This is a genomic window from Nocardioides sp. WG-D5, assembly GCF_054031175.1.
The window spans coordinates 5,699,375-5,720,147 of record NZ_CM132928.1; the positions used below are offsets into that span (position 1 = coordinate 5,699,375).

18 protein-coding genes and 1 riboswitch are annotated in these 20,773 nt (G+C 71.7%); of the genes, 15 read left to right on the forward strand and 3 right to left on the reverse strand.

From position 1 onward, the window contains the following. The first annotated feature begins 56 nt into the window (after positions 1-56). The 4 genes from ACWZJV_RS27450 to fdhD are packed head-to-tail and all read left to right on the forward strand — an operon-like array spanning position 57 to position 3,611. Positions 57-557 carry a hypothetical protein gene (locus ACWZJV_RS27450; protein WP_457179635.1) on the forward strand — a complete coding sequence of 167 codons (501 nt, stop codon included), beginning with the start codon at positions 57-59 and terminating at the stop codon, positions 555-557. Then, positions 554-1,558 carry a cation diffusion facilitator family transporter gene (locus tag ACWZJV_RS27455; protein ID WP_457179636.1) on the forward strand — a complete coding sequence of 335 codons (1,005 nt, stop codon included), beginning with the start codon at positions 554-556 and terminating at the stop codon, positions 1,556-1,558. The genes ACWZJV_RS27450 and ACWZJV_RS27455 overlap by 4 nt, the downstream gene beginning before the upstream one ends. Then, complete coding sequence (locus tag ACWZJV_RS27460) at positions 1,555-2,787, forward strand: MFS transporter (protein ID WP_457179637.1); 1,233 nt, start codon at positions 1,555-1,557, stop codon at positions 2,785-2,787. The genes ACWZJV_RS27455 and ACWZJV_RS27460 overlap by 4 nt, the downstream gene beginning before the upstream one ends. Further along, positions 2,775-3,611: a formate dehydrogenase accessory sulfurtransferase FdhD gene (fdhD, locus tag ACWZJV_RS27465; protein ID WP_457179638.1), complete on the forward strand. Its 837-nt coding sequence runs from the start codon at positions 2,775-2,777 to the stop codon at positions 3,609-3,611. Before ACWZJV_RS27460 ends, fdhD begins: the two co-directional genes overlap by 13 nt. Before the next feature lie 10 nt (positions 3,612-3,621). Here the strand turns inward: fdhD and ACWZJV_RS27470 are convergent, their stop codons facing one another. Further along, the gene (locus ACWZJV_RS27470; RefSeq protein ID WP_457179639.1) at positions 3,622-5,919 is read right to left on the reverse strand and encodes an FdhF/YdeP family oxidoreductase; all 2,298 of its coding nucleotides are present in this window, start codon (positions 5,917-5,919) and stop codon (positions 3,622-3,624) included. A 228-nt stretch (positions 5,920-6,147) separates the two neighbouring features. Between ACWZJV_RS27470 and ACWZJV_RS27475 the strand changes: the two genes are divergently transcribed. After that, positions 6,148-7,266, forward strand: a complete 1,119-nt coding sequence (locus ACWZJV_RS27475) for a sterol desaturase family protein (protein ID WP_457179640.1) — start codon at positions 6,148-6,150, stop codon at positions 7,264-7,266. A gap of 18 nt (positions 7,267-7,284) precedes the next feature. Here ACWZJV_RS27475 and ACWZJV_RS27480 read toward each other — a convergent pair whose 3' ends face one another. Beyond that, positions 7,285-9,999, reverse strand: a complete 2,715-nt coding sequence (locus ACWZJV_RS27480; protein ID WP_457179641.1) for an ATP-binding protein — start codon at positions 9,997-9,999, stop codon at positions 7,285-7,287. Positions 10,000-10,133: 134 nt separating this feature from the next. On the opposite strand from ACWZJV_RS27480, the gene ACWZJV_RS27485 reads away from it, so the two are divergent. From ACWZJV_RS27485 to ribH, 8 genes are all read left to right on the forward strand, one after another. Continuing rightward, positions 10,134-11,234, forward strand: coding sequence for a class I SAM-dependent methyltransferase (locus tag ACWZJV_RS27485; RefSeq protein WP_457179642.1), 1,101 nt, complete (start codon positions 10,134-10,136; stop codon positions 11,232-11,234). 73 nt (positions 11,235-11,307) lie between these two features. Further along, complete coding sequence (locus tag ACWZJV_RS27490; protein WP_457179643.1) at positions 11,308-13,437, forward strand: alpha/beta fold hydrolase; 2,130 nt, start codon at positions 11,308-11,310, stop codon at positions 13,435-13,437. A gap of 89 nt (positions 13,438-13,526) precedes the next feature. Then, positions 13,527-14,204, forward strand: coding sequence for an HAD family hydrolase (locus ACWZJV_RS27495; protein WP_457182005.1), 678 nt, complete (start codon positions 13,527-13,529; stop codon positions 14,202-14,204). Positions 14,205-14,231: 27 nt separating this feature from the next. Beyond that, positions 14,232-14,900, forward strand: coding sequence for a ribulose-phosphate 3-epimerase (rpe, locus tag ACWZJV_RS27500; protein WP_457179644.1), 669 nt, complete (start codon positions 14,232-14,234; stop codon positions 14,898-14,900). A 50-nt stretch (positions 14,901-14,950) separates the two neighbouring features. Further along, positions 14,951-15,098, forward strand: a riboswitch (FMN riboswitch). Between the two features lie 90 nt (positions 15,099-15,188). Then, positions 15,189-16,256, forward strand: coding sequence for a bifunctional diaminohydroxyphosphoribosylaminopyrimidine deaminase/5-amino-6-(5-phosphoribosylamino)uracil reductase RibD (gene ribD / locus ACWZJV_RS27505; RefSeq protein WP_457179645.1), 1,068 nt, complete (start codon positions 15,189-15,191; stop codon positions 16,254-16,256). Continuing rightward, positions 16,256-16,864, forward strand: a complete 609-nt coding sequence (locus ACWZJV_RS27510) for a riboflavin synthase (protein WP_457179646.1) — start codon at positions 16,256-16,258, stop codon at positions 16,862-16,864. The genes ribD and ACWZJV_RS27510 overlap by 1 nt, the downstream gene beginning before the upstream one ends. After that, positions 16,861-18,105, forward strand: coding sequence for a bifunctional 3,4-dihydroxy-2-butanone-4-phosphate synthase/GTP cyclohydrolase II (locus ACWZJV_RS27515; RefSeq protein ID WP_457179647.1), 1,245 nt, complete (start codon positions 16,861-16,863; stop codon positions 18,103-18,105). The genes ACWZJV_RS27510 and ACWZJV_RS27515 overlap by 4 nt, the downstream gene beginning before the upstream one ends. Further along, positions 18,102-18,584 (forward strand): 6,7-dimethyl-8-ribityllumazine synthase, encoded by a 483-nt coding sequence (gene ribH / locus ACWZJV_RS27520; protein ID WP_457179648.1) that lies wholly within the window; start codon positions 18,102-18,104, stop codon positions 18,582-18,584. Before ACWZJV_RS27515 ends, ribH begins: the two co-directional genes overlap by 4 nt. Before the next feature lie 127 nt (positions 18,585-18,711). On the opposite strand, the gene ACWZJV_RS27525 is transcribed toward ribH, so the two are convergent. Next, positions 18,712-19,320, reverse strand: a complete 609-nt coding sequence (locus ACWZJV_RS27525; protein WP_457179649.1) for a class I SAM-dependent methyltransferase — start codon at positions 19,318-19,320, stop codon at positions 18,712-18,714. A 79-nt stretch (positions 19,321-19,399) separates the two neighbouring features. On the opposite strand from ACWZJV_RS27525, the gene ACWZJV_RS27530 reads away from it, so the two are divergent. Together ACWZJV_RS27530 and ACWZJV_RS27535 are read left to right on the forward strand one after the other, a co-directional pair. After that, a complete protein-coding gene (locus ACWZJV_RS27530) occupies positions 19,400-19,714 on the forward strand; it encodes an ArsR/SmtB family transcription factor (protein ID WP_457179650.1) in 315 nt (104 codons plus the stop codon). Next, positions 19,711-20,763, forward strand: coding sequence for a cation diffusion facilitator family transporter (locus ACWZJV_RS27535; RefSeq protein ID WP_457179651.1), 1,053 nt, complete (start codon positions 19,711-19,713; stop codon positions 20,761-20,763). Before ACWZJV_RS27530 ends, ACWZJV_RS27535 begins: the two co-directional genes overlap by 4 nt. The last annotated feature ends 10 nt before the right edge of the window (positions 20,764-20,773 follow it).

Here is a 20,773-nt window from a genome sequence, read left to right on the forward strand (position 1 = left end):
CGCGCAGCGTACCGTGGTGCACGTCAGGTTCCCCGGCGAGCACGAGACGAGGACAGGTGACCTTCACCCAGATCGAGGAGTCGACCTCCCGCGACGCGGACGTGGTCGAGTTCGGCGGCGGTCGGCTGGCGTACGCGCCGGGCGAGGTGACCGTGGCCGAGGCCATGGTCCGGCTGCCGAAGCTGCTCCCGGCAACCGCGACCGGTCGCGACGTACGCGAGCTCTTCCTCGACGACCACGTCCACGCCGCGCTGCTCTGCGACGGCGACCGGTTGCTCGCCGTCGTCGAGCGCGCCGATCTCGTCGGGGCGCGTGAGGACGAACCGGCGAGCGCCCTCGGGACGCTGTCGGGCCGGACCGTCGAACCCGGTGCGGACCTGTGGTCGACGTGGACCTGGATGACCGGTGTCGGCGTCCGGCGGCTCGCGGTGGTCGCGGACGGTCGGTGCGTCGGCCTGCTGTGCCTGAAGCGCAGCGGCCGGGGCTTCTGCTGCGACGCCGGTGTCCGGGCACGGTCCCAGGAGCCGGCCGGCAGAGGTTGCGTCCCCCGGTCGTGACGGAGCCTGCCGCGAGCCGCAACGAGAGCGCGCTGACGCTGATCATCGCGTTCAGCGCGAACCTGCTCATCGCCGTCGCGAAGACGGTGGCCGCCGCGCTGACCGGCTCGGCCTCCATGGCCGCCGAGGCGGCGCACTCCTGGGCCGACACCGGCAACGAGGTCTTCCTCCTCGTCGGGGCGCGCCGTGCCGGGGTCGCGCCGGACGAGCGGCATCCGCTGGGCTACGGGCGGGTGGCGTACGTCTGGTCGATGTTCGCCGCGTTCGGGCTCTTCACCGTCGGCGCCGCGGTCTCGGTCTGGCACGGCATCCAGTCGCTCGGGGAGACGGGGGAGGAGGCCACCGACTACCGCTGGGCCTACGTCGTGCTGGCGATCTCCCTCGTCCTGGAGGGCACGTCGTTCCTACAGGCCTGGCGCGAGACCCGGGCCGGCGCCCGGACCCGGCGGGTGCACCCGCTGCGCTACGTACGCCTGACCTCCAACCCGATGCTGCGGGCCGTCTTCGCCGAGGATCTGGCCGCGATCGTCGGCATCCTCATCGCCGCGGCCGGCCTCGGCCTGCACCAGCTGACCGGCGACGCGGTCTGGGACGCGGTCGGCTCGATCCTCGTCGGGATCCTTCTCGGCGTGGTCGCGCTCTTCCTGATCAGTCGCAACATGGACTTCCTGACCGGTGAGGAGATCACCCCGCTGGCCCGCAACCGTGTCCTGCGGGGGCTGCGAGACCATCCGGACGTGCAGAGCGTGAGCTACCTGCGTACCGAATGGGTCGGCGCCGACCGGATCTACCTCGTCGCCGCCATCGATCTGGTCGGCGACGCACCGGAGTCACAGGTCGCGACGCGGCTCTCCGCCATCTCCGACGCGCTCGAGGAGCATCCCGAGATCCAGCGGGCGGTGCTGACCTTGAGCCGCCCGGGCGACGCCACCGAGCTGCGACCCGACGAGCTGCCGGACTGGTATCGACAGGAGGCGCAGGACGGCAGGAGACCCGGATGACGCCGCAGAACCTGGCCGGGTCGCACCGCGTCCTGGTCGCCGCGGCCCTGGTGGCGGCGGGCTGGGGCGCCAACCAGTTCACGCCGCTCTCGGTGGTCTATCGGCTCGAGGCGGGCTGGTCGACGATGTCGGTCGTCCTGGTGTTCACCACCTACCTGGCCGGCCTGGTCCCGGCCCTGCTCCTCGGCTGCCGGACCGCCGACCGGTTCGGCCACCGCCGGGTCGTACGCATCGCCCTGGCCCTCACCGCCGCCGGAAGCCTCCTCCTGGCACTGGCGGAGGTCTCGGCCGAGGCCGTCTTCACGAGCCGGTTGGTGACCGGGGTCGCGGCGGGCCTGATCGTCTCGGCCGGAGCCGCGTGGCTGCGCTCGCTCTCGCCCGGCACCGACCGCGGCGCCCGGTTCGCGGTGTACGCCACCGGCGCCGGCTTCGCCCTCGGGCCGCTCCTCGCGGGCACGCTCGCCGCCTGGCTCCCGGCGCCGTCGGTGATGGCGTGCCTGGTGCACAGCGGCTTCGCGCTGCTGGTGCTCGCGCTCACCGCCCGCATCCCGGAGATGTGCGCCATCCCCGGGTCATCGCCCACGGCGCCCGCCGGCGATCGCTGGTCGGCCATCACCCACCCACGGTTCGTGGGGATCGTGCTGCCGGCCAGCCCGGCGATCTTCGCGGCCGTCACCGTCTCCTACGTCGTGCTCCCGCCGTTCGTCCTCGACCGCGTCCGCGACCAGGCGCCGCTGTTCAGCGGCCTGGTCGCGGCGGTCACGCTGCTGGTCGGGCTGGCGGTGCAGCCGCTGGCAGCCCGGATCGACCGACCCGGAAGCGCCCGCGCGACCCTCGTTGCCATGGGCACCGTGGTCGTCGGGCTCCTGCTCGGTGCCCTGGCGATCGAGGAGGTCTCGCCGCTGCTGGTCCTGGCCGCGGCCGTCTTCCTCGGTGCCGGCTACGGCCTGACCCTGGAGTCGGGGCTCGCCGAGATCGGCCGGCTGGCCCCGGCGGGCGCCCTGCCGACGGTCTCGGCGCTGTTCCAGGGTGTGGCCCACAGCGGCTTCCTCGCCCCGCTGCTGCTGGCGGTCATGGCCAGGTCCGCGTCCTATCCTGAACTGCTCGGGGGCCTGGCCCTGATCGGTTTCATACTGCTCATCGGTGCCGCCGTACACGCGGCGAGGCACCCCCACCAGGACCCCGCACGACCCGACCTCGCACGACAGGAGCTGACATGGGACGAGTGACAGTGGGACGGCCCGTGCTGCGGGTACGCGACGGCGTCGTCTCGCGACGGCCGGACAAGCTGGCCGCCGAGGAGCCGATGGAGATCCGGGTCAACGGCCGGCCGCTGACCGTCACGATGCGCACCCCCGGCGGTGACTTCGACCTGGCGGTCGGGTTCCTCGTCAGCGAGGGCGTCGTGCACTCCGCCGACGACGTCGCCAGCGTCCGCTACTGCGCCGGTGCGACGGCCGACGGCGGCAACACCTACAACGTGGTCGACGTCGGCCTGGCCGCGCACGTCCCGCCGCCCGACGCCTCCCTGGAGCGCAGCTTCTACACGACCTCCTCGTGCGGCCTGTGCGGCAAGGCGTCGCTCGAGGCGGTGCGTACGTCCTCGGCCTGGTCCGTCGCCGAGGACACCCTGCGGGTCACGCCCGAGCTCCTGACCGTCCTGCCGGAGCGGCTGCGGGAGGCGCAGCGCGTCTTCGACAGCACCGGTGGTCTGCACGCGGCCGGACTCTTCGACGCCGAGGGCAACCTGCTCTGCGTACGCGAGGACGTCGGCCGGCACAACGCCGTCGACAAGGTGATCGGTCACGCGCTGCGCGAGGGCCTGGTGCCGCTGCGCAACAGCATGCTGATGGTGAGCGGCCGGGCCTCCTTCGAGCTCGTCCAGAAGGCCGTGATGGCCGGCATCCCGCTGCTCGCGGCGGTCTCGGCCCCGTCGTCGCTCGCCGTCGACCTGGCCGACGACAACGGGCTCACGCTGGTCGGCTTCCTGCGCGGATCCTCGATGAACATCTACGCAGGCACCGACCGCATCGAGGCCGTTCCCGTCGGCTGACGCCCGAGCGTCAGCTGCTCGGGACGACCCGGACCTTCACGTTCTTCATCAGCGGCTGGTCGCTCTGGACGCTGTAGTCGGCGGCACCGATGAGCACGTTCATCTCCGGCATGTAGCCCGCGGCGCTGCCGCGGGGCAGGTCGTAGCGGAGCGCACGGTAGCCGCGGAGCTCCCGGACGCTGCCGTCCTTGGAGGTGGCGACGATGTCGACGAGCGAGCCCTCGGCGATCCCGCGCGAGCGCATGTCGTCCTCGTGCATCAGGATCAACGTACGCAGGTTCTTGATGCCGCGGTAGCGGTCGTCGTCGGAGTAGATCGTGGTGTTCCACTGGTCGTGGGAGCGCATCGTCTGGAGCACCAGCACGTCGTCCTCGGCCGGGATCACGTCGGGCAGCGGTGTCGCGGCGAACTCCGCCAGGCCCGACGGCGTGTGGAAGACCAGCTCGCGAGCGGGCTGCTTGAGCCGGAAGCCCAGCGGGAGTCGGACCCGGCGGTTGAAGTCCTCGAAGCCGATCAGCGCCTTGGCCATCACGTCGCGGATCCGGTCGTAGTCCTCGACCCATGACTCCCACGGGGTGGCGCTGTCGGGCAGCGTCGCCCGCGCCATCCCGCCGATGATCGCGGGCTCGGAGAGCAGGTGGGGCGAGGCGGGCCGCTTCATCCCGCGGGAGAGGTGGACCATGCTCATCGAGTCCTCGACCGACGTCTCCTGCAGGCCGCCGGCCTGGTGGTCCTTCTCGGTGCGGCCCAGGCAGGGCAGGATCAGGGCCGTGCGGCCGTGGACCAGGTGGCTGCGGTTGAGCTTGGTGCTCACCTGGACGGTCAGATCGCAGTTGCGCAGGCCGCTGGCGGTGTAGGGCGTGTCGGGGGCGGCCATCACGAAGTTGCCGCCCATACCGACGAACACCTTGACCCGACCCTCGTTCATGGCCCTGATGACGCCGACCGTGTCCAGCCCGTGCTCGCGCGGCGGGGTGATGCCGCAGACCTCGCCGAGCCGGTCGAGGAACTCGCCGGTCGGCTTGTGGTCGATGCCGCAGGTGCGGTTGCCCTGCACGTTGCTGTGGCCGCGTACGGGGGAGGGGCCGGCGCCCTCGCGGCCGAGGTTGCCACGCAGGAGCAGCACGTTGACGATCTCGCGTACCGTGTCGACGCCGTGCTCGTGCTGGGTCACGCCGAGGCACCAGCTGATCAACGTACGGTCGGAGGCGGAGTAGACCGCCGCGGCCTTGCGGATGTCGGCCTCGCTGAGCCCGGCCTGGCGGGTGAGGTCGTCCCAGGAGGTCGACTCGACCAGATCACGGTAAGCCGAGAAGCCCGAGGTGTAGCGCTCGATGAACTCGACGTCGAGCGCCTTCGGGTCGGTGCGGTGCTCCTCGAGCAGCGCCTTGGCCATCCCACGCAGCAGCGCGAGGTCACCACCCGGGCGGACCTGCAGGTTGAGGGTGCTGGTGCGGGTGGCCTTGAAGAGCGCCATGTCCACGAACTCGTGCGGGATGATCGCCTTGCGGGCCGCCGCCTCCACGAGCGGGTTGATGTGCACGATCTGGGCGCCGCGGTCGTACGCCTCGGTCAGCGCGGTGAGCATCCGGGGCGCGTTCGAGGCGGCGTTGACGCCCAGGACGAAGAGCGCCTCGGCGGTCTCCCAGTCCTTGAGGTCCGCGGTGCCCTTGCCGGTGCCGAGCGCTGCCTTGAGCGCACGCCCCGAGGCCTCGTGGCACATGTTGGAGCAGTCGGGCAGGTTGTTGGTGCCGAACTCACGCGCCCACAGCTGGTAGAGGAAGGTGGCCTCGTTGCCGAGCCGGCCCGAGGTGTAGAACGCCGCCTCGTCAGGGGAGTCAAGAGCCTGCAGCGACGAGCCGACCAGCGCGAACGCGTCGGCCCAGGAGATCGGCACGTAGCGGTCGGTCGTCTCGTCGTAGACCATCGGCTCGGTCAGCCGGCCCTGGTCCTCGAGCTCGAAGTCGGACCAGCCCTCCAGCTCGGTGACGGTATGGGCGGCGAAGAAGTCACGGTCGACACGCTTGCTCGTCATCTCCCAGACGACGTGCTTCATCCCGTTCTCGCACAGGTCGAGCTTGAGCCCCTTCATGTCGTCGGGCCAGGCGCAGCCGGGGCAGTCGAACCCGTCGTTCTCGTGGTTCATCTTGAACATCGCCCTGGTTCCGGAGGCGATGGCGTGCTCGCGGGAGAGCACCTTCATGACCGAGGTCGCCGCGCCCCAGCCGGCCGCCGGATGGTGGTAGTCGCGCTGCTTCCACTCACCTGCGGGGGCAGGCCCCTGGCCGGAGGTGTCCTGGTCGACCATCTCGCGCTCCTGTGCATGTCGTCGCCGCGGGCGCGCCGGGCGGCCTCGCCTCGTTGTCGACGTTAACCCCGCCGGGCCGCCGTCGCGAGCGGCGACAGGCCCGGTGGCGCGATCGTGTCGGAGGCGACAGCGTGGGCGGTCGCCGGCGACAACCCGGGCCTAGCGCGAGCTCGAATTGAGTACCCCGGCTCAGGCGCCGGCAGCGCGCCGACGGCCAGAATTTCTGGCATGTCCACGTCCCTGCTGCGCCACCACCTGCTCGCCCCCGCCACCTCGTGCTTCCTGGGCGTCCTGAGCCTCGCCACGGTGCTCTGCTTCCACTTCCCCGAGCTGCTGACCAGCCGCGAGTTCCGCGCGATCTACACCGAGGACTTCGCCCGTACGCTGCTGCTGATCGGCCTGGCGGCGGCCTTCTTCGCCGGGACGATCGCGGTGCTGCGCGACCAGCACAGGCGGATGGCGTTCACCGGTGTCGGCACGGCGACCGTGGCGGTGCTGCTCGGCGGCACCGAGGTCCCGTTCGACGGCCCGGTGAAGGACACGCCCTTCTCGCTCGGCCTCGACTGGTTCGTCCTCGCCCTGTTCTTCTCCGCGCTGGTCTTCATCCCGCTCGAGCACGCCTTCGCCCGTCGCCCGGTGCCGGTCTTCCGGCCCGGCTGGCGCACCGACGCGTGCTACTTCTTCATGAGCCACGTGCTCGTCCAGCTCATCCTGATCCTGGTCACCACCTCGACGTCGCTGGTGGTCTCCACGGTGAAGGTCCCCGGCGTCCAGTCCTGGATCCAGGACCTGCCGTTCGTGGCGGCGTTCCTGCTCGCGGTCTTCCTCGCCGACCTCGCCCAGGCGGTGCTGCACCGCTGCTACCACCGGATCATGGTGCTGTGGCGCTTCCACGCGGTGCACCACTCCAGCCCCGAGCTCGACTGGCTGGCCGGCTCCCGGGTGCACTTCGTCGAGACCGTGCTGACCCGCAGCATCGTGCTGCTGCCGCTGCTGTTCCTCGGCTTCTCGACCTCGGTCGTCAACGCGTACGCCGTGCTCGTCGGGATCCAGGCGGTCGTCGCCCACGCCAACCTCGGCATCCGGTTCGGCCTCCTCGAGTACCTGATCGTGCTGCCGCGCTACCACCACTGGCACCACGCCCGGCACCTCGACTACTGGGACCGCAACTACGCCATCCACCTGCCGGTGATCGACATGCTGATGGGCTCCTTCAAGCTGCCCCGCGACGGCAGCTGGCCCGAGGAGTACGGCGTCCTCAAGCGTGAGACCGTCCCGGTCGGGATCCTCGCCCAGCACGTCGCCCCGTTCCTCGGCCAGCGGACCTTCGACGAGTACGTCCGCTGACGTGGTCAGCGCTGATTCTCACGAACCGAGGAGCTGCTCGGCGAGCTCGGCGCGGGAGTGGATGTCCAGCTTCGTGTAGACCTTCCGCAGGTGGTACTCGACGGTCTTCGGGCTGAGGAAGAGCGCGGCCGCGGTCTCGCGAGTCGTGCGGCCCTCGGCGAGGAGCAGAGACACCTGCAGCTCCTGCGGTGTCAGGGACGCCGCTCCCGACGCCTCCCGCCGCGCCACCTTCTCGCCGGTCGCCTCCAGCTCGGCCGCGGTGGTCCGGGCCCACGGGTCTGCGCCGAGGTCGTCGAAGGACTCGAGCGCGGTACGCAGGTGTGCGCGGGCATCGACGCGGCGTCCCGCGCGCCGGAGCCGGCCGCCGTACGCGAGGTGGGTCCGTGCGGCCTCGAAGAGGTCACGGGTGTCGGCGTGACCTTCGAGGGCGGCCTCGAAGTGCTCGTCGAAGGACCGCTGGTCCGCCACGGTTCCCAGCGCCCGGTGCGCCCGCGCGATCGACCAGGGCCGACCCTTCGCGCGTGCTGCGGCCGCGTACCGCCGGGCCTCGGCCTCCGCGTCGGCGGGGCGGCCGAGGCGGAGCAGGGCATCCACCAGCTCGGCGCCGGGGGAGAGGTCGGGGTCGGCGATGCCCCATGCGTCGAGCCGTCGCGAGAGGTCGAGGAACGTCTTCGTGGCGGCTCGGGGATCGCCCTCCGCGAGCTCGAGGTCGCCGACGGCATAGAGGCACCAGACCTCGCCCATGCGGATGCCCCGTTGGGTGCACAGTCGGACGGCCTCGGCCGCATGCTCCCGACAGGCGTCGCCCCGACCCTGTCGGGACTCGAGCCAGGCGAGCCCGGCGAGGGACATGGCGAGGTCCGTGCCCTGACCGGTCTCCCGGGCGAGCCGGATCGCCTCCTCGTAGTTGGCTGCGGCCCGGGACCAGGCGGTGGACGTCGCCTGGTCCCGGGCGACGTGGAACAGGACGTTGGGCAGCAGGCCGACGCCCATCCGGGACCGGACGTCGTCGACGATCCGGCGCAGGTTGGCACCGGTCTCCGCGTCGCGGAGGAACAACGGCGTCGTCAGCAGCCACGGCAGCGCCTCGGGGTGCTCGGCCGGGTCGGCGTGCGCGGCCAGCAGCGGCACCGACAGCTGGATCTCCTCCAACCCGCCCTTGCCGCTGAGCACCTTCGCCATCCCCGCCGCAGCGAGCCCGATGGCGCGGGCGCGGGGCGACTCGGCCGCCGCGACCGCGTCCAGCAGCGCGGTGGCGAGGCGCGTCGACACCGCCGCGTCGGCCAGGTAGAAGGCAGCGTGGAGCGCCTCGGCCAGGAGGAACACCGTGTCGTCGGGTGTCGGCGCGTCCGGCGCCGCGCGCTCGAGGATGTCGACCGCGTCGGCGACGGACCCGCTCCGTGCCGCGATCTGCGCCCGGATTCGGAGCGTGCGCGAGCGGGTGTCGTCCGGGACGTGCCGGGTGTCGATCTCGTCGAGGAGGGCGACCGCTCGGTCGTGGAGCCCTCCGGTCCAGGCTGCCTCGGCGGCCTCGCAGAGCAGGACGTGCCACCGGTCGGTGTCGGTGCTCAGCCGTGCCGCGCGCTCGTAGGCGGTGCTCGCCACGGTGTACGCCGTGCGGGCGCTCGCGCTGTCGGCGGCGGCTTCGAGCAGCTCCGACACCTCCGGGTCGGGACCCCAGGTCGCCTCCGCCAGGTGCCACGCCCGACGCTCCGCGTCGTCCGGCAGCAGGTCGGCCACGGCGAGATGGACGGCCCGGCGAAGAGTCTCGTCGGCCTCCGCGTACACAGCCGCGCGGACGAGTGGGTGCCGTACGTCGATGCGGCTGCTCGTCACCACGACCAGCCCGGCACGCTCGGCGGCACCGAGACCGGAGACGTCGAGACCGAGTCGCTTGCAGACCTCTCCCGTGAGGTGGAGGTCGCCGTTGGTGACCACGGCGGCGAGCAGGGCGGTCCGGGACCCCTGGTCGAGCTCGGCCAGACGCCGGGAGAAGGCGGCCGCGAGCGCGGCGGGCAGCGCGGGCGGGAGCCCCGGGGCCCGGTCGTCGAGGAGCTCGATGTTGCGGCCGAGCTCGAGAAGGGCAAGCGGGTTGCCGCCGGTCGCGGCGAAGAGCCGGGCCACCTGCTCCTCGGTCGGCGGGACGGCCTCCAGAGACCGCACGAGGTCACCCGACGCCACCGGGTTCAGGCCTGACAGCTCCAGCACGTCGAGGCCGTCGACGAGGCCGTCGCACGCTCCCGATCGGCCGGCGAGCAGGACGACGGCGGGGTCCGCGTCGAGCCGGCGGGCAGCGAAGGCGAGGGCCTCGGCCGACGGGCGGTCGAGCCACTGGAGGTCGTCGACGACGACCGCGATCGGAGCCTGCTCGGCGTACCGGCACAACAGCGCGAGGGTGGCTGCGCCGATGGCGAACCGGTCGCCGGCGGTCGCCGTCTCGAGAGCGAGTGCGCTGCTCAGCGCGGCCGCCTGCGGGGCGGGCAGCGCGTCGATGAGAGGGAGCGTCGGACGGAGCAGCAGGTGGAGCCCGGCGAACGCGAGGTCCTGCTCCGCCTCCGTACCGGTCGTGCGCAGCACGCGGACGCCTTCCAGACGCTCGAGCGCATCGTCGAGCAGCGCCGTCTTGCCGACGCCCGGCTCGCCGAGGACCGCCAGGGCACCACCGCGGCCGATCCTCGCTCCGGCGAACAGCTGGTCCACGACCCGCTGCTCGGCCTCTCGTCCGATGAGCACGGTGGTGAGTCTAGGAACCGGCTCCGGCGCCCGCTCCGCGCTCGAACGGCCTCCTACCTGGTCCTGGGTACCCGGGCAGGACTAGGTGGGGCACCTGACGCGAGGACATGCCGAGCGTTCCTAGCGTTCCCGCCATGACTACCACTGATGACGCCATGACCCCGGGCACGAACGAGGTCGAGATCGACATGGACAAGCTGATGGCCTTCGTCTTCCGCGCGGTGGACGAGGTCGGTGCCACCCTGAACGCCGCCCTGGTGGTGATGGGCGACAAGCTCGGCTACTACCGCGACCTCGCGGCCAACGGGCCGAGCACGCCGGCGGAGCTCGCCGGCCGGACCGCCACCGGCGAGCCGTACGCCCGCGAGTGGCTCGCCGCCCAGGCCGCCGGCTCGTACGTCACCTATGACCCGGCGACCGGCCGGTTCACGCTCCCGCAGGAGCACGCGGTGGCGTTGACCGTCGAGGACAGCCCGGCCTTCCTGCCCGGCATGTTCCAGATCGCTCTCGGCACCGTCCGCGACGCCTCGCACATCCTCGAGGCCGCGCGCAACGGCGGCGGCTACGGATGGCACGAGCACGACTCGGACGTCCACGTCGGCTGCGAGCGGTTCTTCCGGCCGAGCTACAACGCCCACCTGACCGCCGAGTGGCTTCCCGCCCTCGACGGCGTCGTGGAGAAGCTCCAGCGCGGTGCGACGGTCGCCGACGTGGGCTGCGGCCACGGCGCCTCGACGATCCTGATGGCGCAGGCCTTCCCGGACTCGCGCTTCATCGGGTGGGACTACCACGACGCGTCGATCGCGACCGCCCGCGAGCGTGCGGCGGCGGCAGGCGTTGCGGACCGGGTGAGGTTCGAGGTCGCCTCCGCATCCGGTTTCGGCGGCAGCGACTACGACCTGGTCACCATGTTCGACTGCCTGCACGACATGGGCGACCCGGTCGGGGCGGCGCGGCACGTTCGGGAGTCCCTGGCCGAGGACGGCACCTGGATGGTCGTCGAGCCCGTCGCCGGCGACCACGTCGAGGACAACCTGCACCCGGTCGGTCGCGCCTACTACGGCTTCTCCACCCTGCTCTGCACGCCGAGCTCCCTCGCCCAGGACGTCGGGCTCGCGCTGGGGACCCAGGCCGGCCCGGCCCGGATCCGCGACGTCACGATCGCGGCCGGGTTCAGCCGGTTCGAGGCCGTGGCCGAGACTCCGTTCAACCGTGTCTACGAGGTCCGGCCGTGAGCACGAGGCCCACGCGGTGCGTTCCCCGGCCGAAGTCCGGCGCGACCGGGCCCGGCCGGGTCACACTGGGGCCATGAGGGCACGCGAGCCCGACGCCGACGGCTACGTCGAGACCGACGGCGTCAAGGTCCACTACGAGGTCTACGGCGCGGAGACCGCCGGCCCGGGCGACCGCACCATCCTGCTGATGCCGACCTGGACGATCATCCACTCCCGGTCCTGGAAGGCGCAGATCGGCTACCTGGCACGGCACTTCCGGGTCGTGACCTTCGACGGGCGTGGCAACGGGCGGTCCGACCGGCCGGAGGGCGCCGCGGCGTACACGAACGAGGCGTACGCCGCGGACGCCCTCGCCGTCCTCGACGCCACCGGCACCGATCGCGCCGTCGTCGTGGGGCTGTCGTGCGGGGTCACGTGGAGCCTGCACCTGGCCGCGGAACACCCGGACCGGGTGGCCGGGCTGGTCGCGATCGGGGCCGCCTGCGGCTTCCCGATCGTCCAGGAACGGGACGCCTTCGTCTGGGACGCCCGCCTCGACACCACCGACGGGTGGGCGAAGTACAACCGCTACCACTGGCTTGAGGGCGGCTACGACGACTTCCTCGAGTTCTTCTTCGCCAAGATGTTCCCCGAGCCGCACTCGACCAAGCAGATCGAGGACTGCATCGCCTGGGCGCACGAGACGACGCCCCAGGTCGTGGTCGACGCCACCGCGGCGCGCCTCGGGTGCGACGGGGTGCTCTGCGCCTCTGTGGAGGAGATCTGCGGTCGCGTACGGTGCCCGGTTCTCGCGATCCACGGGACCGACGACCAGATCCGGCCGGTCGCGATCAGCGAGCGCCTCGTCGAGCTCACCGGCGGGTCGCTCGTGCTGCTCGAGGGCAGCGGCCACGGCGTGGTCGGCCGCGACCCGGTCAAGATCAACCACCTGATCAAGGACTTCGCGGACGCGGTCCAGCCTCCGCCGCCGGTGAGCCGCACCTGGGTACGCGCGTCCCACCGTCCGAAGAAGGTCCTCTACCTCTCCTCGCCCATCGGGCTCGGGCACGCCCGCCGCGACCTGGCCATCGCGCAGGCGCTCCGGAAACGGCACGAGGACGTACAGGTCGACTGGCTCGCCCAGCATCCGGTGACGAGGGTCCTCGAGGCGGCCGGCGAACGGGTCCATCCCGCCAGCAGGTGGCTCGCCAACGAGTCGCGCCACATCGAGGAGGAGTCGGGTGAGCACGACCTGCACGTCTTCGACGCGATGCGGCGCATGGACGAGGTCCTGGTCAACAACTTCATGGTCTTCGATGACGTCGTCCGCGACGAGCACTACGACCTCGTCGTCGGGGACGAGGCCTGGGACGTCGACCACTTCCTGCACGAGAACCCCGAGCTCAAACGATTCGGCTACGTGTGGCTGACCGACTTCGTCGGCTTCCTCCCGATGCCCGACGACGACGAGCGGGCACGCTTCGTCACCGCCGATCACAACGCCGAGATGCTCGAGCACATCGCGCGCAGTCCGCGCCTTCGCGACCGGGCGATCTTCGTCGGAAACCCCGCGGACGTCGTGCCCGGGCGCTTCGGCGACGGTCTGCCCGAGATCTCGGCCTGGACGCGGCAGCACTACGACTTCAGCGGCTACGTCACCGGCATCGACCCCGGCTCGATCGCCGACAAGGCACGGCTGCGACAGGAGCTCGGCTGGCGACCCGACGAGCGGGTCTGCGTGGTCACGGTCGGTGGGTCCGGAGTCGGCAGCCACCTGCTCCGCCGGGTGGAAGGGGCGTACGACGCCGCCCGCGCGGCCGTGCCGGACCTTCGGGTGATCGTCGTGACGGGCCCGCGCCTGGACACCGGCGTCGTCCGAGCGCGCCCCGGCTTCGAGGTGCTCGGCTTCGTTCCCGACCTCTACCGCCTCCTCGGCGCCTGCGATCTTGCCGTGGTGCAGGGCGGGCTGACCACGACGATGGAGCTGACCGCTGCCGGCACGCCGTTCGTCTACGTGCCGCTGCGCCACCACTTCGAGCAGAACATCCACGTCCGGCACCGTCTCGAGCAGTACGGCGCGGGCCGCTGTCTCGAGTACCACGACCTCACCCCGGACACGCTCGCGCGAGCGATCACCGACGAGATCGGTCGTGAGCCCCGCAGCAGGCCGGTCGAGACCGACGGCGCCGATCGCGCCGCAGGTCTGATCGCCGGCCTTCTCTGAACCGCCGTCCGCCCCTGATCTCCCTCCGCTGGGCAGGCCCTAGTGTTGGTCCCGCATCGCGACCCGATCTCGTTCCACCGGAGGCTCCGCTGAACACGAACCGAGCACCTGCCGACCCGTCCAGGCAGTTCCCGGCCGCGGTCCTGCTGGACATGGACGGCACCCTGGTCGACACCGAGCCCTACTGGATCGCCGCGGAGTACGCGATCGCCGAGCGCTTCGGGGCGACCTGGTCCGAGGAGCAGGCGATGGAGCTGGTCGGCAACGCACTGGTCGAGTCTGCGCGGCTGATCAAGGAGGGGATGGGGCTTCCGCACGAGCCGGAGGAGATCGTCGAGATGCTCCTCGACGGCGTCGTCGAGCAGGTCGAGCGTGAGGTGCCGTGGCGCCCGGGGGCACGGGAGCTGCTCACCGACCTGGTCGAGCAGGGGGTGCCGTGCGCGCTGGTGACGATGTCGTACGCCCGCTTCGTCGGCCCGATCCTCCAGGAGCTGCCCGAGGGCACCTTCAAGGTGATCGTCACCGGCGACATGGTCCGCAACGGCAAGCCCCATCCCGAGCCCTATCTGACCGCGGCTGCCGCCCTCGGTGTCGCGGCCGAGGACACCATCGCGGTCGAGGACTCCAACACCGGTGCCCGCTCCGCCGAGGCCGCCGGCTGCACGGTCCTGGTCGTCGAGAACCACGTCCCCGTCGCCCCCGGCGAGCGCCGGGTCTTCCGCGACACGCTGGAGGGGCTGACCTACGCCGACCTGGCCGACCTCTGAGCCCTCGGCATCATCTAGGGTGCCTTCGTGGGCCACATCCAGATCACTCCGTCCATCCTCAACGCCGACTTCGCAGCCCTCGGGGCCGAGGTCGCCCGGATCCCCAGCGCCGACTGGATCCATGTCGACGTGATGGACAACCACTTCGTGCCCAACCTGACCTTCGGGCCGACGATGGTCGAGGCGATCGCTCGGTCCACCTCGGTGCCGCTGGATGCCCACCTGATGATCGAGAACGCCGACCGCGAGGCCCCGGCCTACGTCGAGGCCGGCTGCGGCTCGGTGACGTTCCACGTCGAGGCCACCAAGGCCCCGGTGCGGCTGGCCCGCGAGATCCGGGCGAAGGGTGCCCGCGCCTCGATGGCGCTCAAGCCGGCGACCCCGATCGAGCCCTACGAGGACATGCTGGCCGAGCTCGACATGGTGCTGCTGATGACCGTCGAGCCCGGGTTCGGTGGGCAGAAGTTCCTCAACCTGGTGCTGCCGAAGATCCGCCGGGCGCGGTCGATGATGGACAAGCACGGCGTCGAGACCTGGCTGCAGGTCGACGGCGGGGTGTCCCTGGAGACCATCGAGCGCTGCGCCGAGGCTGGGGCCGACGTCTTCGTCGCCGGCTCCGCGGTCTACTCGGCCGACGACCCGGACGCGATGGTCAACGCGCTGCGGGACAAGGCCGTCTCAGCCTCTGACGCCTGATCGGGCCTCATGCCACCCGTGTGGCACACTGGTTTCAGACGAGCTTGTGCTCGCGTGCTCTGGGGTCGGTGAAATTCCGAGCCGGCGGTGACTGGATCAGAGGTCCAGAAGTCCGCGACCCGATGGCAGCCAGTCATCGGTTGACCAGGTGAGAATCCTGGACCGACGGTTAAAGTCCGGATGGGAAGACGCACGCAGCCCGATTCGTCGTGACCGCCCTGAGACCAGGGCGCGGCGCGATGTCTCGGCCTGACCCCGGAGTCCGTGAGACGGACCAGAGGGGATCAGATGAAGTGCTTGGACCAGCGTGACCCGGAGCCGGGGGCGATGCGTCGCGCCCTGGACCTGGCCGCTGCGATCGGCGCGCCGGGACCTGCCACCTATCCCAACCCACGGGTGGGCTGCGTACTCCTGGGGGCGGACGGGTCGATGATCGCCGAGGGCTACCACCGCGGCCCCGGCACCCCGCACGCCGAGGTCGACGCCCTGGCCAAGGCCGGGGAGGCCGCCCGCGGGGCGACCGCGGTGGTCACCCTGGAGCCGTGCAACCACACCGGTCGCACCGGCCCCTGCTCGCAGGCGCTGATCGAGGCCGGCGTCGCCCGCGTCGTCTACGCCCAGTCCGACCCCAACCCGGTCGCCGCCGGCGGCGCCGCCACGCTGAAGCAGGCGGGCGTCGAGGTCGAGCAGGGCCTGTACGCCGCCGAGGCCCGCGAGCTCAACCGGGTCTGGACCCGGGCGGCCGAGCTGCAGCGCCCCTACGTCACCTGGAAGTTCGCCACCACGCTCGACGGGCGCAGCGCCGCCGCCGACGGCACCTCGCGCTGGGTCTCGTCGCGGGCCGCGCGGCTCGACACCCACAAGCTGCGGGCGCTGAGCGACACGATGCTGGTCGGCGCCAACACCGTCGCCGTCGACGACCCCGCGCTGACGGTGCGCGACCTGGAGGACCGGCCGGTCGGCGTACAGCCGCTGCGGGTCGTCATGGGGGAGCGCGACCTGCCCGAGGACCGCCGGATCTTCGACGCCCAGGCGCCCTCGCTGCACCTGCGCACCCGCGACCCGCACTCGGCGCTGGCCGCCTTGTGGGAGCGGGAGCGCCGCCATGTCTTTCTCGAGGGCGGGCCGACGCTGGCCGCGGCCTTCCTGGACGCGGGGCTCGTGGACGAGATCGTCGTCTACGTCGCCCCGTTCCTGCTCGGCGCGGGCCGCTCGGCCGTCGCCGATCTCGGGATCACCACCATCTCCGACGCCTTCCGGCCGCGGGTGCGTTCTGTCGACGTGCTCGCACCAGCCGCGCCGGGCGAGGAGCCGAACGTGCGCTTCATCTTGGAGCCACAGAAAGGGGAGCAGTGATGTTCACCGGGATTGTTGAGGAGCTCGGCACCGTCGCCGGGATCGAGGACCAGGGCGACGCCGTACGCCTGACCATCTCCGCCACCACGGTGCTGTCGGACGCCGAGCTGGGTGCCTCCATCGCGGTCAACGGCTGCTGCCTGACGGTCGCCACGCTGGGTTCCGGCGAGTGGACGGCGGACGTGATGCTGGAGACGCTCAAGCGCACCAGCCTGCACGCGGTCTCGGTCGGCGACCAGGTCAACCTGGAGCGCGCGGTCACCCCGACCACCCGTCTCGGCGGCCACATCGTCCAGGGGCACATCGACGGCGTCGGCCGCATCGTCTCGCGTGAGCCGAGCGAGCACTGGGAGGTCGTCACGATCTCGCTGCCGCCCGAGCTGGCGCGCTACGTCGTCGAGAAGGGCTCGATCGCGGTGGACGGGATCAGCCTCACCGTCGTCTCCGTGACCGAGGACTCGTTCACGGTCAGCCTCATCCCCGAGACCCTGGCGCGTACGTCGCTCGGGTTCCGGGCCGTCGGCGACGAGGTCAACCTCGAGACCGACATCATCGCCAAGCACGTGGAGAAGCTCGTGCTGACTTCACCGGAAGGGGTTCGGTCATGACGGAGCAGCAGTACGTGGGGGTCCGGCTGGACCCGGTCGAGAACGCGATTGCCGACCTGGCGGCCGGGAAGCCGGTCGTGGTCGTCGATGACGAGGACCGGGAGAACGAGGGCGACCTGATCTTCTCCGCCGAGCTGGCGACCCCGGAGGTGATGGCGTTCGCGATCCGCTGGTCCTCGGGCGTGATCTGCGTGGCGCTGCCGGGCGACCGGCTCGACGCCCTCGAGCTGCCCCCGATGACTCGTGTCAACGAGGACCGCAAGCAGACGGCGTACGCGGTCTCGGTCGACGCCCGCGAAGGTGTCACGACCGGCATCTCGGCGGCCGACCGGGCGCTCACCACCCGGCTGCTGGCCGGGCCGGCGTCGGTGGCCGGCGACCTGACCCGCCCGGGCCACGTCTTCCCGCTGCGGGCCCGCGACGGGGGAGTGCTGGTGCGGGTCGGCCACACCGAGGCCGCCGTCGACCTGACCCGGCTGGCCGGTCTGGAGCCCGCCGGCGCCCTGGTCGAGTTGGTCAACGACGACGGCACGATGCAGCGCGCCCCGCAGCTGCGCGAGTTCGCCGACGAGCACGGTCTCGCGATGATCTCGATCGAGGACCTGGTCACCTACCGGCGGCGTACGGAGGTGCTGGTCGAGCGCAAGGCGGTGACCCGGCTGCCCACCGAGTTCGGTGACTTCACCGCCTACGGCTACCGCACCATCGACGACGGCGTCGAGCACGTCGCGCTCGTCCACGGCGACGTGGCCGGGTGCGACCCGGTCCTCGCCCGGGTGCACTCGGAGTGCCTGACCGGGGACGTGTTCGGGTCGCGCCGCTGCGACTGCGGACCGCAGCTGCGCGAGGCGCTCGAGCGGATCGCCGATGTCGGCTGCGGCGTCGTGGTCTACCTGCGCGGGCACGAGGGCCGCGGGATCGGGCTGCTCGCCAAGCTGCAGGCCTACCAGCTCCAGGACGGCGGTCGCGACACCGTCGACGCCAACCTCGACCTGGGCCTGCCTGCCGACGCGCGCCACTACGGCGCCGCCTCGCAGATCCTCCGCGACCTCAAGATCGACTCGGTGCGCCTGCTCACCAACAACCCTGAGAAGGTGAGCAACCTGGAGGCGTACGGGGTCGAGGTCGCCGAGCGGGTGCCGCTCACCCCGCGCCCCAACGAGCACAACCTCGCCTACCTGCTGACCAAGCGTGACCGGATGGGTCACGCGCTGCCCGATCTGTCTGAGGAGAACCGATGAGTGGCAAGGGAGCCCCGACCCCCGAGGTCGTCGACGCGAGCGACCTGCGCGTCGCCGTGGTGGCCGCGCGCTGGCACGACGAGGTCATGACCGGCCTGCTGAACGGCGCGGAGCGCGCGCTGAAGGACGCCAACGTCGGCGGCCTGACGGTCGTCCGGGTCCCGGGCGCCTTCGAGCTCCCGGTCGCCGCGGCCGCCCTGGCCAAGTCGGGCTACGACGCCATCGTCGCCCTCGGGGTCGTCATCCGTGGCGGCACGCCGCACTTCGACTACGTCTGCTCGGCCGCCACCGACGGCCTGAACCGGATCGCGATCGACCACCTCATCCCCGTCGGCTTCGGCCTGCTGACCTGCGACAACGAGGAGCAGGCGCTCGACCGGGCCGGCCTCGAGGGATCCAGCGAGGACAAGGGCTACGAGGCCGCCGCTGCGGCCATGGAGACCGCGCTCACGCTGCGCGACTGCGTACGCCACTACTGACGCCCAGTCGGCGCAACTGTCCCGCCAGCAACGGCCGAGTCGGCGCATCTGTCCCGGCCGCGTGGGGCAGATGCGCCGACTCGACGTTCTGGGGTGGGACAGTTGCGCCGGCTCGGCGGGCGTTTGGTCAGGCAGGGAGTGTCGCGACCAGGTCACCCTGGCGGCGACGCGTCCCGGGGTCCTGCCGCGCTGACGCGTGCTCGACGACGAACCCGTGTGCGGTGAGCAGCTCCCCGAGGGCCTCGGCGGACCAGTAGTAGGCCGTGTGCACGGCGTGGTCGAACGCCTCACCGGGCTCGCCGTCGAAGAAGCCGATCAGCGCCGACCCGCCGGGCGTCAGCACCCGCGCGAACTCGCTCAGGATCGCCGTTAGGTCCGAGGGCGGGGTGTGGATGATCGAGTACCACGCCAGGATGCCGCCGATCGACCGGTCGGCGAGGGGCAGTGCGGCGAGGTCCGCTCGCTGGAAGGCGATGTCTGGATAGCGCGCTCGTGCGGCGGCGACGAACTCGGCCGAGGCGTCCATCCCCACGACGTCGCGAGCACCGCCCGTGCCGAGCTCCTGGCTCCAGAGGCCGGGGCCGCAGCCGGCGTCCAGCAGGGGGCCGGTCGTGCTGTCCCGCCAGGTGGTGATCGTGTCGCGGTCCTGCTGGGCGAGCTTGTCGATCGTGCCGAAGAGGTCGATGTATTCAGCGGCGCGGCTGTCGTAGGCGGCGCCGATCTCGGTCATGGTCATCGGGGACCGAGGGTAACGGTTGCGCTATAATTTGCGCATGCATGCAAATACGCAACCTCCGGTATGGGGGGACGACGTAGTGACCCTCGCCGTCGAGGTGCTGCGGATGCTGGCGGATCCGACGCGACTGCAGGTGGCGGGGCTGTTGCTGGACGAGGAGCGGTCCGTCTCGGAACTCGCGGGCATGCTGGACAAGCCGGTGCCGGGGGTCTCGCAGCATCTGGCGAAGATGCGGATGGCTCGGCTGGTGACCACGCGCAAGGAGGGGACCTCGGTGCTCTACCGGGTGGAGAACGGGCACGTGCGCCAGCTGGTCCTCGACACGATCGGTCACGTCGAGCATCTTCTCGACCAGGTCCCGGCGCACCACCGATCCGCCGAGGAGTCGGCATGACCCACACGCTGCACCACGACCACCACCACGCGGGCGCGCACGAGCACACCGGCGGGCACGGTCACGGACACGGCCATGCCCACAGTCACGACCACGACGGCCGGTGGGCTCGGGTCCGGCATGCGGTCTCGGACGTGTTCGGGGCGCACTCCCACGATGCCGCGGACCAGGTCGACGAGGCGCTGGAGGCAGACGTACGTGGCCGGCGGGCGCTGTGGATCAGCCTCGGTGTCCTCGCGCTGACGGCCGCGATCCAGGCGGTCGTCGTCAGCCTGACCGGCTCGGTGGCGCTGCTGGGGGACACGCTCCACAACGTGGCGGACGCGCTGACGGCGGTGCCGCTGCTGGTGGCGTTCTGGCTGGCCCGGCGCCCGGCCAACGACCGCTTCACCTATGGCTACGGACGGGCCGAGGACCTCGCCGGGCTCTTCGTCGTCGCCATGATCGCGCTGTCCAGCATCCTGGCGGGCTGGGAGGCGATCGACCGGCTGTTCCATCCGCGCGAGGTGGAGCACGTCTGGGCCGTCGCGGCGGCCGGCGTGGTCGGCTTCCTCGGCAACGAGATCGTCGCCCGCTACCGGATCCGGGTGGGCCGCCAGATCGGCTCGGCGGCCCTGGTCGCCGACGGGCTCCACGCACGCACCGACGGCTTCACCTCGCTCGCGGTCGTCCTCGGCGCCGCCGGGGTCGCGGTCGGGATGCCGTGGGCCGACCCGCTGATCGGTCTGCTGATCGCGGTCGCGATCCTCGGTGTCCTGCGCTCGGCGCTCAAGCAGGTCGGCGCCCGGCTGATGGACGCGGTCACCCCCGAGGACGTCCGCCGGGCGCGGGAGGCCGTCGCCACCGTGGACGGCGTCCTCGAGGTCCGCAGCCTGAGGCTGCGGTGGATCGGGCACACGCTCCACGCCGACGGCGACATCACCGTTGCGGCCGACCTCGCCGTCTCCGCCGCGCACGACATCGCCCACCACGCCGAGGAGCACCTCCTGGAGGCGCTGCCGCGCCTGACCAGCGTCGTGCTCCACGTCAGCCCGGAGGGCACGCACTGACGGCTGCCTC

What these genes read in the sequence shown, in the direction of transcription:
- ACWZJV_RS27515 (WP_457179647.1), top strand. Translation starts at nt 16,861, where the DNA reads ATGACGGAGCAGCAGTACGTGGGGGTCCGGCTGGACCCGGTCGAGAAC.
- ribH (WP_457179648.1), top strand. Translation starts at nt 18,102, where the DNA reads ATGAGTGGCAAGGGAGCCCCGACCCCCGAGGTCGTCGACGCGAGCGAC.
- ACWZJV_RS27475 (WP_457179640.1), top strand. Translation starts at nt 6,148, where the DNA reads ATGTCCACGTCCCTGCTGCGCCACCACCTGCTCGCCCCCGCCACCTCG.
- ACWZJV_RS27525 (WP_457179649.1), bottom strand. Translation starts at nt 19,320, where the DNA reads ATGACCATGACCGAGATCGGCGCCGCCTACGACAGCCGCGCCGCTGAA.
- ACWZJV_RS27460 (WP_457179637.1), top strand. Translation starts at nt 1,555, where the DNA reads ATGACGCCGCAGAACCTGGCCGGGTCGCACCGCGTCCTGGTCGCCGCG.
- ACWZJV_RS27490 (WP_457179643.1), top strand. Translation starts at nt 11,308, where the DNA reads ATGAGGGCACGCGAGCCCGACGCCGACGGCTACGTCGAGACCGACGGC.
- ribD (WP_457179645.1), top strand. Translation starts at nt 15,189, where the DNA reads ATGAAGTGCTTGGACCAGCGTGACCCGGAGCCGGGGGCGATGCGTCGC.
- fdhD (WP_457179638.1), top strand. Translation starts at nt 2,775, where the DNA reads ATGGGACGAGTGACAGTGGGACGGCCCGTGCTGCGGGTACGCGACGGC.
- ACWZJV_RS27510 (WP_457179646.1), top strand. Translation starts at nt 16,256, where the DNA reads ATGTTCACCGGGATTGTTGAGGAGCTCGGCACCGTCGCCGGGATCGAG.
- ACWZJV_RS27535 (WP_457179651.1), top strand. Translation starts at nt 19,711, where the DNA reads ATGACCCACACGCTGCACCACGACCACCACCACGCGGGCGCGCACGAG.
- ACWZJV_RS27485 (WP_457179642.1), top strand. Translation starts at nt 10,134, where the DNA reads ATGACTACCACTGATGACGCCATGACCCCGGGCACGAACGAGGTCGAG.
- ACWZJV_RS27470 (WP_457179639.1), bottom strand. Translation starts at nt 5,919, where the DNA reads ATGGTCGACCAGGACACCTCCGGCCAGGGGCCTGCCCCCGCAGGTGAG.